Origin of the sequence: Sorangium sp. So ce367 (assembly GCF_051520455.1) — a bacterium.
Taxonomy (GTDB): domain Bacteria; phylum Myxococcota_A; class Polyangia; order Polyangiales; family Polyangiaceae; genus Sorangium; species Sorangium cellulosum_B.
In genome coordinates, this window is sequence record NZ_CP150334.1 from 5,545,571 (window position 1) to 5,561,230 (window position 15,660).

Sequence of the window (15,660 nt, forward strand, 5' to 3'; positions counted from 1 at the left end):
ATGCGCTCAGCAGGGCCGCTGCTCCGTCATCCCGTCTCCATCGCCCTCGTCCTCGCCGCGATCCCCGTCGCCGCGGGCTGCGCCGCCGAGCCGGCCGCGCGACCGGCGCCGAAGCCCGCCGTCACGGCGGAGATGGCGCGCATCGCGGAGAGCCAGCGCCGCGTCGACGAGGCGAGCCGCGCGCTGTCCGACAAGCGGTACGCAGACGCCCGCGTGTTGCTCGACAAGGCGAGCGGGCTCGGCGTCGACTCGCACCGGTACCAGATCGGCGAGCTGCGCGAGAAGGTCGACAGGCGCGAGGCGAAGGTCTGGGCCGACGACGCCGCCGAGCTGCTCGACAAGAAGGAGTGCGAGGCCGCGTTCCACAAGCTGTCGGCGCGGATCGACGAGCTGAAGAGCGAGGCGTTCACCCACGAGGTCCGGCGGCTCGTGGCGTCGCAGGCCGCGGCGTGCGCGAGCAGGAAGGTCGACGAGGCGACCATCGCCGGCAAGCTCGCGGAGGCGCGCGCGTTCCTCGCGGCCCCGCCGACGAGGGCGGTCCTCGGCGACGCCGCCACGGACCGGCTCACCGCGGAGCTCGACGCCACCATCGCCGAGGTCCTGTATGGCCAGGTCGAGGCGGACGTCTCGGCCGGACGCTGGGCGAGCGTGGTCGAGAAGCTCGACGCCGCCGTGAAGCGGGGAGACACCTCCGAGGAGCAGGGGCGCGCGATCCTCGGGCGGGTCCGCGCGGCCGCGGCGCCACGGCTGGCCGAGCTCGCCGGCAGGGCGCTCGGCACCCAGGACGCGGCAGCCACGCTCGAACAGCTCGACGCCACCATCGCGCTCCTGCGCTGGGAGGCGCTCGCGCCCGACGCGGCCGAGCTGCCAGGGAGCGGCGCGCTGCCCGAGCTGCTCGCGCGGAAGCGCGCCGCCCTCGCGGCGTGGGTCGAGGCGCGGACGGTCCGGATGAAGCCCATGAAGAAGCCGGAAAAGCGCTGGTCTCACGGCACCGTCGCGGTCTCGCCGGCGTCGGACAGCGACGGCGAGCCGACGCGCAGCCTCCTGCCCTCGACGCCCGTGTGGGTCATCGGCCAGACCAAGGATCGCGCGCTGGTGACCGAGGTCGACCCCGGCACGGCCGTGGTCACGGCGGCGTTCGACGTCGCGATCGGGTGGGTGCCGCTGCCGCGCCTCGCCCAGGAGCCGACCGTCGACTGGCTGCCGCCGAACGACCAGCTGAAGGGCGAGCGCGTGTGGGGCCCGCTCCGCGAGAAGCAGCCGACGCTCGAGCTCGGCGTGGTGAGCGACGTCCAGGGAGCCGACATCACCGTCCGGCGGCTCGCCGACGACGCCGAGATCAAGCTGCCGCGCAAGCAGCTCCGCAGCGGGCGCCTCGCCCCGGGCACCAGGGTGCTCGCGCTCTGCAAGTCGGAGAACGAGCCGGCGACGATCATCGACGTGCCGCCCGCAGGCCGCGTCGCGCGCATCCAGTGCGAGGGGGGCATGCAGAAGGAGGAGCCCCTCGCCTCGCTCCGATCGCGGCCCGATCTCTTGCCCCGCAGCCGCTAGCGCCGCCCTGGCCGAGCCGAGCCCTCCGGCCGCCGCCGAGCGGCTGGCTGCGCCGCGCCGGCAGACCGATCCGACGCGCTTCGCGTCTGCCGGCGCGGCGCTCGCTCTGCCCGCGTGGCCACAATTCTCGACCGCCGGCCGTCCGTCGTTGACTCGTAGCGCCGGGCACCTAAGTCTCTCCATCCCTGAGGAGCCACGATGCCTACGACCTATAGCGACCTCATCTCCGACGTCCGCAAGTCCATCCGCGAGCTCTCGCTGACTGAGCTCAAGCGCCGCCTCGACGACAAGGTCCCGATGGTGCTCCTGGATGTGCGTGAGAAGGAGGAGTACCGCGCCGGCTTCATCCCGGGCGCGATCTCGATCCCGCGAGGCTTTCTGGAGATCCAAGTCGAGCAGAAGCTGCCGGACAAGTCGGCCCACATCGTGGCCTATTGCGCCGGCGGCACGCGCTCGGCGCTCGCCGCGAAGACGCTCCAGGAGCTCGGCTACACCAACGTGGAGAGCGCCAACCCGGGCTTCTCCCGCTGGAAGGACATGGCCTACCCGGTCGAGATGCCGCCCAACCTCACGGACGCGCAGCGGGATCGGTACTCCCGGCACCTGCTCCTGCCCGAGGTCGGCGAGGCGGGGCAGGCCAAGCTGCTCGCCTCCAAGGTGCTCCTGCTGGGCGCCGGCGGCCTCGGCAGCCCGGCGGCCCTCTACCTGGCCGCCGCCGGCGTGGGGACGCTCGGCCTCGTCGACGCCGACGTCGTCGACAACTCGAACCTCCAGCGGCAGATCCTCCACGCGACCTCGCGCGTGGGCAAGCCCAAGGTCGACAGCGCCGAGATCGCGATCCGCGACCTGAACCCCGACGTGAAGGTCGTGAAGTTCCAGGAGCGCGTCGACAGCGGCAACGTCGACCGCATCTTCGACCAGTTCGACATCATCGTCGACGGGTGCGACAATTTCCCGACGCGCTACCTCGTGAACGACGCCTCGGTCTTCAAGAAGAAGCCGGTCGTGCACGGCTCGATCTTCCGCTTCGAGGGCCAGGTGACGACGTTCATGCCGGGCGTCGGCCCCTGCTACCGGTGCCTCTACCCCGAGCCGCCGCCCGCCCACCTCGCGCCGAGCTGCCAGGAAGCGGGCGTGCTCGGGATCCTGCCGGGGACGATCGGCATGATCCAGGCGACCGAGGCGGTGAAGCTGATCCTCGGCAAGGGGGCGCCCCTCATCGGCCGGCTCCTCACCTACGACTCGCTGCGGATGAAGTTCGGCGAGCTCAAGCTGCGCCGCGACAAGAACTGCCCCGTCTGCGGCGAGTCGCCGACCATCACGAGCTACATCGACTACGAAGGCTTCTGCACGCTCGGCTGAGCGGACACGCCACGCGCGGCGCGCTCGACGACGAGCGCCCGCGCGGCGGGGCGCGCACGACGACGACCAGGACCACGTCCACGACGACGAGCGCCCGCGCCGCGCGGCCGGGCGCTCCGCTGTGTCACGAGGGGTACTGGAGCACCGTGGCCTTCTCGGGCCGCTCGATCGCCTCCACGCGGCTCGTCACGATCTGCCGCTCCATCCCGTCGTGATCCATCTGGGTGAAATAGATGGGGCTGCCGACGCGCGCGTTCTGCGGCTCCGGGATCACGACGCCGTTCGGGTTGATCCGAACCGCGCCCTGGAGCTTCAGGTGCAGCGCGAGGTGGGCTGGCCTGAACTTGCGCGCGGCCCGATCGCGGACCGCGACGCAGATGTCGTCGCGGACGTGATACTCCGTGTTGCGGGTGATGAAGACCCGGTGCTTGCGGCGCTCCGTGCCGGTGTAGTCCATGCTCGCTCCTTCGCGCCCTTCGGCGCGGCACGCATCGTGGCAAGGCGCGCCGCGCGTGGCCAAATTCGTCGCGGCCGCGCGGCCCCGACGTCCCGCACGAAATCAGGTGCCGCAGCAACTTTGTGCGAATCTCCGCGCGCTTTTGGGACGCAGCGCGCAGCGGTGCCACGATCGCGATCGCCATGTCGCGCAGCGAGCGTCTACCCGGTCCCGGTCTGGCGAAGGTCCAGCGTCCACCGCTCCTCCAGCGGAGGCACATCGAGCTCGTGACCTGCTCGACGGGGCCCCTCCACGCGCTGTTCGACAGCGCCGACGTGCTGAGCGAGGGCAGCACCCGCGACGAGGGGGGCGCGCTCGTCTACTACGGGTCGACCAGCGTGCACGTCGCGCTGCCGCCGGACGCGCCGCTGGCGGCGCTGCTCGATCGGGCGCTCGCGCTCGACCCTCACCTCAGGCTGCGGGCGCTGCGCGTGGCGCACCGAGAAGCCGCCGCGCGCGCGGGGGGCCCGCTCGGGCCGATGCAGGCCGAGATCCGCTGCGGCTTCGCGCCGCGCGCCGCGGCGGTCTCGTTCGCGCTGACCGTGGACGTCACGGCGCGCGTGCTGATAACGACGGACAGGACGGCGCGCGCGTGATGGCGATGCAAGGACCTTCCCGACGAGACCGCGACCGCGGGCCGCGCCCCCTTGACGCGCGTGTCCACGTGGAGAACGGGAGCACTCCGGCGCGAGGCGGGGTACGCTCCCCACGACGCGCTCTGCCTCCGCCGATCGTCGGCGCGGAGCCGGTGACGCTGCGATGAGCAACAAGGACCGTTCCGCCTCCGGAAATTCCGACAAGGTGATCCACGTCGTGTTCGGCCCTGGTGGGGGGCGGGTGTCGCAGCCCCCGCCCGCGCCGCAGGCGGGCGCGACGGAGGCGCCGCTCCCTGCGCCGGGCGCCCGCGAGCCGGTCACCGACATGTTCACCGGCACCGAGGTCGCGCGGCTGCTCGGCATCTCGCCCGGGCGACTGCGCTCGCTCGATCGCGCCGGCATCGCGGCGCCGAGCGGCCGGCGGCGGGGGCGGCGCGCGTACACCTTCTCGGACCTGATCGCGCTGCGCGCCGCGCGCGACCTGATCGCCCGCAAGGTGCGCCTGCGCGACGTCGCGCGGGCGATCGACAACATCCGGACCGCGCTCCCCAAGGTGACGCGCCCCCTCGCCGAGCTCCGCGTCGCCTTCGACGGCAAGGCGGTCGTGGTCCGGGGCGCGTCGGGCGCGTTCGAGCCGCTCACGGGGCAGATGGTGCTCGACTTCGAGGTGAAGGAGCTGCGCGACGACGTCGTGCGGGTGCTCCGCCCGAAGGTGGGTCGGGAGCGCGCGCGCACGGCCTACGAGCTCTACATGCAGGCCAGCCAGCTCGATGAGGATCCGGCGACGATGGACGAGGCCGAGGCGCTCTACCGTCGCGCGCTCGAGATCGACCCGTGGCTGGCCATCGCCTACACGAACCTCGGCAACATCTGCTTCCGGCGCAACGCCGAGGAGCAGGCGGAGGCGCTCTACATGAAGGCGCTCGATCTCGACGCGGCCCAGCCGGAGGCGCAGTACAACCTCGGCTACGTGATGCTCGAGCGCGGCCAGGCGGCCGACGCCATCCGCTATTTTCAGGGCGCGATCGCGAGCGATCCGCGCTTCGCGGACGCCTATTACAACCTCGCGATGGCCTACGAGCAGATCGGCGATCCGACGAAGGCGCGCCCGTGCTGGCGCAGGTACCTCGAGATCGAGCCGACCGGCACGTGGGCCGAGATCGCGCGCAGGCACCTCTGAGGCGGGCGCCGCGGGCGTCGCCGACGCGCCCGCGACGTGGCAGGTCTTGGCGGTCGGAACCAGCGAGTGAGCGCGAGAGGTTGCCAGACCGCGCTCCCATTCAGGAGAGGTGAACGAGATGAGCGACGTGGGATCGGCCCGGCGGGCCAAGGACGAGCTCAAGGCCAAGATCAGCGGCGAGCCGTGGTGTGTCGGCATCGGGGTCGAGCGGGAGGACGGGGTCGGCTTCATCGTCCGCGTCAGCATCCGGTCCGGAGGAGCCGACGCAGCGCGCGCGGTCATCCCGGAGCGCATCGGCGGCGTGCTGATCAAGGTGATCGAGAACGACCCCTGAGTACGGCCGATCCGCGGTCTTCAAATATCGCCAGGCCGCGCAAACCGTGTAAGCTGCGCGCCTCGTGAACGAGCGCAATCTCTCCCGCCGACTTTCCACGAGCATCGTTGACGCGTTGAAGGCGCACGGGCACATCCTCGTGGCCAGGGGCGGCGCGACGGCGCTCGCGCGCGAGCTGGAGGACAAGATGGCTGCGGACATCGCGGCCATCACGCCTCGGCTCGAGCCGTGGGCCCTCGTCGACGGAGAGCCCACCACGACGTTCGGCACCGACGAGATCGACGACCAGGTCGAGGAGCTCGTGGCGAGCCTCACGAGCACGTTGATGGAGTCCGAGCACGTCGAGGACATCTTCACCGAGGACAACGTGATCAAGCGGGATGTCTTCCGCGTGATGCGCGACGCGCTGCTCGGGCCGCGGCCCGAGCTCGGCCTCGAGGACGACGGCCCTGTGCACGTGCGCCTGGACACGCTCGGGTACGTCGCCTCGACGGTCGGCAAGCGCGCGCCGGCGCAGGTGCTGCACGAGTCGCTGACGCGCGCGGCCCAGAGCGCCGGCGGCAAGCTGACGGGCTACGATCCCGAGCTCCGCGAGGCGATATTCTCGCTCGAGAGCAGCGACCCCGACGCGCGGCTCGAGATCGAGGAGGCGGTGGCCGACGAGCTCTCCGATCTCGTCGAGGCGAAGGTGGTGACGCTCCCGATGATGGAGCGCCGCTTCGAGCTGCAGCGCAAGATCGAGGCCGGGGCGCGCGGCGGTCTGCGCCAGCGGATCGACTCCATCGCCTCGAGGATGCTGCGCGAGGGCGGCTGTGCCGCGTCGTGGGAGCTCGCGGGCGATCGGGTCCTCAAGCTCAAGCTCACGCCGCTGTCCGAGCAGGATGCGCTCGAGGTCGACAGCCACATGACCGACTTCAAGCGTGAGATCGCGGTGGTGCTCGGCGACCCGCTCGACGAGCTCGACGTTGCCCGGAAGCCGGCCGCCGCTCCCCTGCGCAACGACGCGCCGCCGTCACGACGCCGCGAGCCTGCTCCGGTGGCGGTGGTGGCGGACGAAGACCTCGACGAGGAGGACGAGGGCGAGGACCTCGACGAGGAGGACGAAGACCTCGACGAAGGGGAGGACGAGGACCTCGACGAAGAGGAGGACGAGGACCTCGACCAGGAGGACGAGGACGAGGACCTCGACGAGGAGGAGGACGAGGACCTCGACGAAGAGGAGGACGAGGACCTCGAGGAGGCGCCCTCCAAGAAGGCCGCTCCGCGTGAGAAGCCCCGCAAGCCGGCCGAGCCGGCGACGGAGCAGCCCGCGGCGAGCAAGCCCAGGGCCGTGGCGGTCCGAGGCGCGAAGAAGGAGCCGGCGAAGAAGCCGGCGGCCGCGACCAAGAAGGCGAGCGCGCCGGCAGAGAAGGCGGCGACCGGGAAGGCCGCGGCGCCGGCCTCCGTGAAGAAGGCGGCGAAGGCGCCCGCCAAGAAGGCGGCGAAGGCGCCCGCCAAGAAGGCGGCGAAGGCGCCCGCCAAGAAGGCGGCGGCGAAGAAGCGCTGATCGCGCTCAGCGGGCGCGGTTGCGGTAGACCAGGATCACCGGGACGCCATCGGGTCCGGCGATGTGATCCGGGCTCGTGGTCCCGAACGCGACCCACGCCTGGTACGCCTGCCCCAGCATGTGCTTCTCGTGGTGGTAGAGGGCGAAGTCCGCGCCCGCGACCGCCCCCACGCCGCGGATGTCCTCTCGCAGGCGCCCGTCGCGCAGCAACATCTCCCACGCCGGGCCAGCGGTGTCGTGGATGTACACAGTCCCTCGGGGCGGGACGTGCTCGTTGAGGTACGCGACGACCGCGCCCGTGGTGTACCCCCAGAACGTGCGGTTCAGCCCGAGGTTCGCCGCGCCGGGCGCGCCGCCGACCAGCGGCGTGTAGCTCGAGAGCGCCCACGGGTGCGCGTGCAGCGTCTCGGCGATGGGCGCCGCGACCACCGCCGCCCCGAGCAGCGCCGGGACCAGCGGGCCGCGAGGGAGCGCGGCCGCGCGCGCGGTGTTCGCGCCGGCCCGCGCGCGGGATCCGCGCGCGCGCCGGGAAAGCAGCAGCGCGCGTAGACCGGCGCGCGCGCGCCGCACGGCGCCGGAGAACGCGGAGCCGGCGAACAGGGCGATGAACGGGTAGGCCGTCATCCAGTGCTTCGTGCCGCCGAAGATCGGCGTGCTCGGGGAGAGCCAGGCGCCGTACACCGCGGCGATGGCGAGGAACCAGAGGAGCGCCGTGCCGCCAGGGTCGTCCGCGGGCGGACGCAGCCGCGCGGCGAGCGCCCGCTCCGCGGCGAGCGCGAGCCGCCCGCCTCCCGGGGCGAGCCGCGCCGCCGCGCACGCGAGCGGATAGAGGAGGCGCTCGCGCGCTGCCGCGCAGAGCCCGGCGACGAAGAGGACCAGCGTCACGACGGGCACCGTCGCCGCCGTCATCACGGGCGCGTAGGTCCTCGGCATCGGAGGCGTCCAGTAGTTCCGGCCGAGGAACTCCATGTTGTAGTACTCGTGGTTCAGGTGAAACGACGCGTACTCGCGGAGGCGCGGGAGCGTGTCGCGCCAGATCCACGGCCAGAGCGCGTAGAAGACGAGAGGGCCGATCGTCGCCATCGCGGCGAGCGCGGCCAGAGGTCGCCGGACGCCTCCGGGCCGCGCAGGCGACGCCGCGGCGACGGCCGCGGGCGCCGCCCTCGCCGCGATCGCGCGCGCGACGATCCGGTCCCTGAGCTCCATGCCGACAGCGTGCGAGACGCAGACGATCGGCAAGAACCAGGAGTTGTGCTTCGTGTCGAGCGCGAGGCCGAAGGCGACGCCGGTGAGCACGGGCCACAGCGCCCCGCCGTCCCGCAGCGAGCGCCAGTAGGCGTAGGCGCACAGCGCCCAGACGGTCACGATCGGCGCGTCGAAGCACGCGAGGTGCGCCTGGTAGAAGTACCGCGGCAGCATCGCGAAGAGCACGGCCGCGGACGCGCCGGCGAGCCGATCGCGCGCCTGTGTGCCCCAGAGGTACACGAGCGCCACCCCCACGCCCGACAGGACCATCGCGGGGAACCTGTAGCTCGTGCCCTCCATGGCGAAGAGCCCGAGCCGCTTGTGCAGGACGAGGTTGGAGAGCGCGAAGAGCGACTTGATGAGGCCGGGGTGCTCGTGGTTCACCGACCAGGCGGCGTCGACGCTCCGCGGATCGAGCGCCGCGCGCGGCGCCTCGAGGAGCGCCTGGAACCACGCGCCGTAGCGGTCCGCGGCGAAGAAGTAGAAGCCCTCGTCGCGCGCGTAGCCGAGATCGCCCGCGGTCGCGAGCAGCAGGGCGACGTACGCCGCCGCGAACGCGAGCGCGATCAGGCCGTCGGCGGGCGCGAGGGGCGCCGAGCGCTTCATCGGGTGTCCGCCTCGAAGCAGTAGTGGCGGTGCGTGTAGTCGGCGGATCTCACGGCGAACTCCACCTCGGCCCCGGCCGCGCCCGCGTGGGCGGCGAGCGGGAACTCGAACGCTGCCCACCCGTCGCCGTCGGCGTGCGTCGCCTCGCCCACGGTCTCGCCGTTCACGCGCACGGACAGCGTGACCGGCGCGCCCCGCCGCTCCCGCTCGATGATCCAGTACATGCCCGCGTGCCCTCGGATCACCGAGCCGAGCGGGACGCCGCGGAAGCGCGTGACGATCTCGCCGTCCCTCGGCGGGTGCGACCAGATGCACCGGCGAGGGCGGAACTCCTCGTCCGCGATCACCGTGACGCCCACGTTGAAGAACGGGCCGCCGGGACACTCGAAGCGCTCGGCGGGGAACGTCGGGTTCCCGCCGAGCCCGCCGGCGGCGATCCGCGCGCGCGGGTTCCAGCGGCACGCGGCCGGAGGATCCGTGACGCGCACGTCGGCCGACGCCGGCGCGACGTTGTCGACGAAGTCGTAGGCGACGCGCGCGGGCGACGGGTTCACGAGGCGCCGGAGCACGAAGGGGCCGCGCTCCTGCCGCGCCTCCTCGCGGAAGCCCGCGAGCTCCTCGGCGCGCTGGCCGAGGACGCTGATCTCGACCGCGGCCGCGTAGCGGCTCTCGTCGGGCCGGGCGGCGTCGCGCAATGGCATCAGCTCGTCCCCGAGCGCGCGGCGCGCGGCTGGATCGGCCCATCCAGGCGCGACGACCACGAGGTCCCCCGGCTGCTTCATCGCCGCGAGGGGCGCCCCCACCTCGCGCCAGGCGTCGAAATCCGGAGCGCTCTCGCCGAAGTACACGTGCGCCACGAGCTCCCCGAGGCCGAGCGCCGGCAGGCCGAGGAGGGCGAGCAGGCCGAGGGCGCGGCGCCGGCCGCGCGCGCTCGCCGCCTCGCCCGCGGGCGAGGCCGTCTCATGGAGCTGCGCCGAGGTCACGCCGTCCTCCGGGCGATCCGATCGGCGCGTGCCGCCGGCAAGAGCAGCGCGGAGACGGCGATCACCGGCTCGGGCCTGTAGCACGACGGTGCGAGCGCGGCGCGGCGGATGAGATCCATCCCGTCGGTAGCCCTACACGATGGAAATCATGGAGGAAACGCGACGGATGGCGCCTGCCCCGCGGCCGGTTTTCTGGCGGTGTGGAGCTTCAACGTCCCTGGCGCCGGCCTTATGTTGATTGCCCCACAAAACCATGTCGTACCGTTCCCGCCAGCCCGCCGAGGTCGGCCATCTCGACCCCTCCCCCCCACCGCGCGCCGCCCGTGGACCGAACTCCCGAGCCCCGACGCCGGCGGATGTCCAGGCGCGGCTGCGCACGGTGCTCACCCATGCGCCGCTCGCGCTCTTCTCCTTCGACGAGCGCGGGATCATCACCCTCTTCGAGGGGCGCGGGCTCGAAGCCCTGGGACTGAAGCCTTGCGAGCGCGTGGGCCGCTCCGTGTTCCAGGTGTTCGCCGCCTACCCGTGCGTCACCGAGAACGCGCGCCATGCCCTCGAGGGACGAGCGGTGACGACCGTCGGGCAGATGCCGGAAGGCTGGTTGGAGGCTCGCTACATCCCGCTGCGGGACCCGGCCGGCAAGGTCACTGGCGCCCTCGCCACGTGCATCGATATCACCGCACGACAGCGGGCGCTGGACGCGCTCGACCAGCAACAAGCGGTGCTGAAATACGTCATCGCCAATGTCCCGCACGCGATCTTCTGGAAAGATCGCCACGGTCGGTTTCTCGGAGGAAACCAGAACTTCCTCAACGACACCCACACAAGGGTCCTGGAGAACCTGGTGGGCAAGACCGATTTCGACGTCTGGGGCACGGGGGAGGACGCGGCCGCTTTCGTGAAGATCGACCGCGAGGTCATGGAGCGGGGCGTCCCGATGCTCGACATCGAGGAGCCCCTGCTCCGCCCTGACGGCCAGCGGCGGGTCCTGCTCACCAGCAAGGTGCCCATCCGCGACGAGAGCGGCCAGGTGACGGGGCTGCTCGGGATCTACGCCGACATCACCGAGCGCAAGGAGATGGAGCTCGACCTGCACAAGGCCAAGGAGGCCGCGGACGCCGCTGCCAGCGCCAAGGGAGAGTTCCTCACGATGATGAGCCACGAGCTGCGAACGCCGCTGTCGCTGATCCTCGGGCCGCTCGAGTCGCTGCTGTCGAGCCCGGACGAGCCGCTGTCGCCGAAGGTGCGGACGCACCTGGAGCGCATTCAGCGCAGCGGGCGGCGGCTGCACCGGCTTGTCGACGACGTGCTCGACTACCAGAAGATCGAGGCCGGCAAGATGCTGCTCGACTGGGAGGCGGTCGACGTGACGACGCTCGTCGCCGACATGGTTGAAGAAGCTCGGCCAGCGGCGGAGCGGGGCCGCCTGCAGCTCGCGCTAGAGGTCGGCCCCGCGCTGGGCAAGGTCCCCCTCGATCGGCGCAAATTCGAGAAGATCGCGCTCAACCTGCTGGGCAACGCGCTCAAGTTCACCCCGCCGGGCGGTCGGGTCACGGTCAGGTTGAGGCCGCGCGACGGCGTAGTCGAGCTCTGCGTCGAGGACACCGGTCCGGGCATCCCGTCGGACAAGATGCACCTCTTGTTCCAGAGATTTCAGCAGATCGACGCGTCGATGACGCGCAAGCACGAAGGGACCGGGATCGGGCTGTCGCTGGTCAAAGAGCTCACGGAGCTGATGGGCGGCACCCTCGGCGTGGAGAGCGAGCCCGGCGTTGGCTCTCACTTCTTCGTGCGGCTGCCGCGCGCTGCGGCCCCTCGGATCGCGCCGCCGCCCCTCGGATCGCCGGTGCGGACGAGCGCGAATGGAACGCGCGCCGGCGCGGGCGATTTCGCCCAGCCCGAGCTGCGCGCCGCGGGCGCGAGCGGCGCCGGGGTGCGGCGGACCGAGCCCGCGCCGCGCCTGCTCGTGGTGGAAGACAACCCGGACATGCGGTCCTACATCGAGGACATCTTGCTGGCCGAGTACGAGATCGCGCTGGCGACCAACGGCCGCGAGGCGCTCGAAGCGGTCAAGGCGAGCCGGCCCGACGTCATCGTATCGGACGTGATGATGCCGGAAATGGACGGCTTCGAGCTGGTCCGGCGGCTCAAGCGGGAGCCCGACCTCCGCTCTATCCCGATCATCCTCCTGACGGCCAAGGCGAGCCGCGCCGAAACGGTGGGGGGGCTGGAGGTCGGCGCCGATGACTACCTGGTCAAGCCGTTCGATCCGCTGGAGCTCAAGGCGCGGGTCCGCGCGGCCGAGCGCCTGCACCGCGCCTACCAGGAGCTCGAGGCGAAGAACATCGAGCTCGCGACGGCCCTGAAGAGGCTCTCGGAGACGCAGGAAGAGCTCGTCCAGGCCGGCAAGATGGCGGCGATCGGGACCCTGGTCGCCGGGCTGTCGCACGAGCTGAACAACCCGGTCGCCATCATCCTGATGAACGCCCAGCTCGTCCTCAAGCGGCAGCGCGACGGCCATGGGATGCCCGATGAGCGCCTGCTGCTCAAGGTCCTGCGCACCATCGAGCAGCAGGCCCACCGCTGCTCCGACCTCACGCGAGCGCTGCTCGATTACTCGCGCGGCAAGACGATCGGCCGGGAGACGTGCGACATGGGCACCGCGCTCCGCCGCGCGTACGAGCTCTCCACGCCGCGGGCGCGCGGGCGCGCCGTCCACCTCAAGGTGAACAGCTCCACCGCGGCGCCGCTGCCCACCGTGCTCGTGAATCCGGCGCAGCTGGACTCCGCCTTGCTCAACGTGATCGGCAATGCGATCGACGCGACCCCGCGCGGCGGCACCGTCGAGGTCGAGGCTCACCCCCTCCGCCACAGGGACATCGAGGGCGTGCAGATCGAGGTGCACGACACCGGCTCTGGTATCCGCCCCGAACACCTGGACCGCCTCTTCGAGCCCTTCTTCACCACCAAGCCGCCGGGAAAGGGGACCGGCCTCGGGCTCTCGCTGACGCATCGGTTCATCCAGGAAAACGGCGGCGACATCCGCGTCGAGAGCGAGCTCGGCGCGGGGACGACGATCCGCATGTGGCTGCCCGCATCTCACGTGCAAGGCCGCGACGGGGACACGCCGTGAACAACCAGCTGAGCGAGCCCCAGGGCAACAGGCCGCGGGTCCTGGTGATCGACGATGAGCCAGACATCCGAGAGACGCTGGATACGTTCCTGTCCTTCGAAGGGTACGAGGTCGCCACCGCAGCGACCGGCGAAGCGGCGGTCGAGCAGGTCCAGGGCGAGCCGTTCGATCTGGTGATCACCGACCTGCGGATGCCAGGCATGGGCGGCGATGAGACCCTGGCCGCCCTGAAGCGGCTCCACCCGAACCTGCCGGTCATCGTGGTGACGGCGCACGCTTCCGACACGGCCGCCGCGCGCTGCATGAAGGAGGGAGCGCTCTGGATCGTCCGCAAGCCCGTCGATCTCGACGATCTGCTTCGGCTGGTCAGGGCTGCGGTCCGCTGAGCGCGCGGCAGGCAGCGCGCGGCTCGGCATGGATGCCAGGGCGGAGCCCAGGGGGACGAGCCGCTACAGCTCGATCGCGTAGACGACGCTGCCGAGCGGCATGCGCTGCATGCGCTCCTCGATCACGCCGCGGAGCGCCTTCCAGGCGCCGGCCTTCTCGACGTACGTCTCGCGGAGGCGCAGCGCGCCGGCCTTGTCGCCGCGCGCCTTGATCCCGAGCACCGTCCTCGCGAGCGCCTCCGCCGCGGCGGGCATCTTGTCCGACTGGATCGAGAAGCACCCCTTGTCCGCGCCGTTCGCCGCGGTCTCGCCGCGGTAGAAGCCGATCGCTCCTGCGTCGAGCAGGCTGCCGAGCTGGATCGCGGCGAGCTGGCCGTAAGGACGCGCCTCGCCGCCCGCTGTGTACATGCCCTGCCCCGCCTGCCCGAGCGCCCAGATCACGTCCCTCACCTCGGACATGCGGGCGAGCGCCGGGTCGAGGACGCCCTTCTGCGCGAGCCAGCCGGTGAAGAAGAGCGCGCCGGTCTGGGCCTTGAGCTCCTCGAGCATCACGGCGAGCGGCCCGCCGAAGAGCTCGTCGTCGGTCTTGCCCTGCACCTTGTAGCCCTGCGCCGGGCCCAGGTTGTGGGCCGCCTCGTGCAGCACCGTCCCGAGCGCGGCCACGGGGCGCTCGAGGGAGACGCTCTCCATCGTGGTCTTGCAGAGGAGCGACGCGGCGGCCTCCCGGAGCGCGGCGCGGCTGTCGTCGTCCTGCAGGAGGTTCACCATGACCACGGTGCGGCCGCGGCCTTCGGTCGCGACAGGCCCCCAGTTCGGCAGGCTCTGCCCTGACGTCCCGCCGGTCGCGGCGCGCGACTCGCCGGCGTTCAGGAGGACGTCGATGAAGTCGGGCAGGTGGAAAGCGACCTTGCGCGCCCTGTACGGCGCGCCCGCGAGGCCCGCGAAGGCCGTCTCCATGTCGGACTTCACCGGATCGAGCTTCTTCTGCCAGGTCAGCGACTCCTGGTTGATCCGCGCGAAGCTCACGTGGAAGCCCGCCTTGCGGCTGCACGGCTCCCAGTAGGTCTCGTCCGGCCCCACGCGCAGGTACCACGCCGAGTTCTCGGCGTTCATCTTCGCCCAGGGCTCGTCCGCGGCCTCCCAGCGGTTGTCGAGGAACGCCTGCGACGCCGCGAGCAGGTAGGCCTTGAAGGCGGCCTCGCTCGGGCTCTGGATCGCCTCGGCCGCCGCCTTGAGCTCCCGGCTCACCGCCTCCATCTCGGGCTTGTAGGCCTCGCTGTAAGGCACGGCCTTGAGGGCGCCGCGCTCCTCGACCACCACGGTGAAGGGAGAGAGGAGCGCCTTCTGATCCGGGCGCGCCTCGAGCGCGGCGCAGAACTTCTTGTCCTGCTGGAGGCGCGCCGGATAGACGCCCGTGACGCGGGGCGGCCTGCTCGGCAGCGCGCTGCAGCTCGGATCGTCGCGCGTCCTGGGTTGCTGACACCAGGGCCCCTGGTTGCGCCAGAACAACGCCCGGCTGGCGGGGTCGTCGGCCGGGATCTTGTCGGCCATGCCGGCGGAGCCGAGCTGCTTCGCGTGGATCTGCTCGATGAGCTCGGCCACCTTGAGCAGGTGGCCGACGATGGCGCGATCCTCGGCCGGCGCGCCGCGGAAGTCGGACCGGAGGAGCGAGGGGCGGCCGGCCGCGAGCTCCGCGAGGACGGCATCGCGGCGGCGCACCTCGGCCTCGTCGAGGCCAGCGCGCAGGTGGCCCTCGGCCTTGACCTTGGTCATCGCGGCATACGCCGACGTGAACGCCGGGGTGAAGGTCCCTGAGGCGACCCAGGCCGGCGCCGGGGTGTGGCGCCAGAGGGCGGAGACCTCGTCGGGGTCGACGGCGCCCGAGCCGTTGCGATCGGCGATCCAGAACAGCGGGAGATCGAGCTCCACGGCGATGCGGTTGAGCTCGATCCGGGGGATCTGATCGAAGCGCGGGGCCTGGGGCGCGGCCTGGGTGGGCGTGGGCGCAGGGGGCGCGACCGGCGGCGGCTCGGGCGGCAGAGGCGGGTGCGGAGCCGAGCAGGCGGCGCCCGCGGCGAGGGCGGCGAGCCCGGCGAGGGCGGCGAGCGGGGCGCGGCGGGACGGCGGGATCGGAAGGGAGATCTTCATGGCTGGAGCTCCGAGGGGCCCTTGACCTGCGATGCGCGCGGGGCGGCCGGGAGGCCAGCGAGAGCGAGGAGGCGCGCCGCGAGAGCGCCCGGCA

13 protein-coding genes are annotated in these 15,660 nt (G+C 72.0%); 8 read left to right on the forward strand and 5 right to left on the reverse strand.

The window, feature by feature from the left end; translation table 11 throughout:
• Nucleotides 1–1,551: a hypothetical protein gene (locus tag WME97_RS21160; RefSeq protein WP_437554351.1), complete on the forward strand. Its 1,551-nt coding sequence runs from the start codon at nt 1–3 to the stop codon at nt 1,549–1,551.
• Nucleotides 1,552–1,749: 198 nt separating this feature from the next.
• The gene (gene moeB / locus WME97_RS21165; RefSeq protein WP_437554352.1) at nt 1,750–2,913 is read left to right on the forward strand and encodes a molybdopterin-synthase adenylyltransferase MoeB; all 1,164 of its coding nucleotides are present in this window, start codon (nt 1,750–1,752) and stop codon (nt 2,911–2,913) included.
• Nucleotides 2,914–3,037: 124 nt separating this feature from the next.
• Here the strand turns inward: moeB and WME97_RS21170 are convergent, their stop codons facing one another.
• A complete protein-coding gene (locus tag WME97_RS21170; RefSeq protein ID WP_437554354.1) occupies nt 3,038–3,370 on the reverse strand; it encodes a hypothetical protein in 333 nt (110 codons plus the stop codon).
• A gap of 182 nt (nt 3,371–3,552) precedes the next feature.
• Here WME97_RS21170 and WME97_RS21175 point away from each other — a divergent pair, with 182 nt between their 5' ends.
• The 4 genes from WME97_RS21175 (at nt 3,553) to WME97_RS21190 (ending at nt 7,065) form a co-directional block, all read left to right on the forward strand.
• A complete protein-coding gene (locus tag WME97_RS21175) occupies nt 3,553–4,005 on the forward strand; it encodes a hypothetical protein (RefSeq protein WP_437554356.1) in 453 nt (150 codons plus the stop codon).
• Between the two features lie 163 nt (nt 4,006–4,168).
• Entirely contained in the window at nt 4,169–5,185 is a 1,017-nt protein-coding gene (locus WME97_RS21180; protein WP_437554358.1) for a tetratricopeptide repeat protein, read from the forward strand.
• A gap of 118 nt (nt 5,186–5,303) precedes the next feature.
• The gene (locus WME97_RS21185) at nt 5,304–5,519 is read left to right on the forward strand and encodes a hypothetical protein (protein ID WP_272099673.1); all 216 of its coding nucleotides are present in this window, start codon (nt 5,304–5,306) and stop codon (nt 5,517–5,519) included.
• A gap of 64 nt (nt 5,520–5,583) precedes the next feature.
• Nucleotides 5,584–7,065 (forward strand): hypothetical protein, encoded by a 1,482-nt coding sequence (locus tag WME97_RS21190; RefSeq protein WP_437554360.1) that lies wholly within the window; start codon nt 5,584–5,586, stop codon nt 7,063–7,065.
• Between the two features lie 6 nt (nt 7,066–7,071).
• Here the strand turns inward: WME97_RS21190 and WME97_RS21195 are convergent, their stop codons facing one another.
• Genes WME97_RS21195 through WME97_RS21205 form a run of 3 tightly spaced genes read right to left on the reverse strand, consistent with a single transcriptional unit; the run spans nt 7,072 to nt 10,018 of the window.
• Nucleotides 7,072–8,916, reverse strand: coding sequence for an ArnT family glycosyltransferase (locus tag WME97_RS21195; protein WP_437554362.1), 1,845 nt, complete (start codon nt 8,914–8,916; stop codon nt 7,072–7,074).
• Entirely contained in the window at nt 8,913–9,899 is a 987-nt protein-coding gene (locus WME97_RS21200; protein WP_437554364.1) for a hypothetical protein, read from the reverse strand. The genes WME97_RS21195 and WME97_RS21200 overlap by 4 nt, the downstream gene beginning before the upstream one ends.
• Nucleotides 9,896–10,018 (reverse strand): hypothetical protein, encoded by a 123-nt coding sequence (locus WME97_RS21205; protein WP_437554366.1) that lies wholly within the window; start codon nt 10,016–10,018, stop codon nt 9,896–9,898. The genes WME97_RS21200 and WME97_RS21205 overlap by 4 nt, the downstream gene beginning before the upstream one ends.
• Before the next feature lie 134 nt (nt 10,019–10,152).
• Here WME97_RS21205 and WME97_RS21210 point away from each other — a divergent pair, with 134 nt between their 5' ends.
• Both WME97_RS21210 and WME97_RS21215 read left to right on the forward strand, forming a co-directional pair.
• On the forward strand, nt 10,153–13,032 hold the full coding sequence (locus WME97_RS21210) for an ATP-binding protein (protein ID WP_437554368.1): 2,880 nt from the start codon (nt 10,153–10,155) through the stop codon (nt 13,030–13,032).
• Entirely contained in the window at nt 13,029–13,418 is a 390-nt protein-coding gene (locus WME97_RS21215; protein WP_437554370.1) for a response regulator, read from the forward strand. The genes WME97_RS21210 and WME97_RS21215 overlap by 4 nt, the downstream gene beginning before the upstream one ends.
• Before the next feature lie 63 nt (nt 13,419–13,481).
• Here WME97_RS21215 and WME97_RS21220 read toward each other — a convergent pair whose 3' ends face one another.
• Nucleotides 13,482–15,566, reverse strand: a complete 2,085-nt coding sequence (locus WME97_RS21220) for a hypothetical protein (RefSeq protein ID WP_437554372.1) — start codon at nt 15,564–15,566, stop codon at nt 13,482–13,484.
• Between the last annotated feature and the right edge of the window lie 94 nt (nt 15,567–15,660).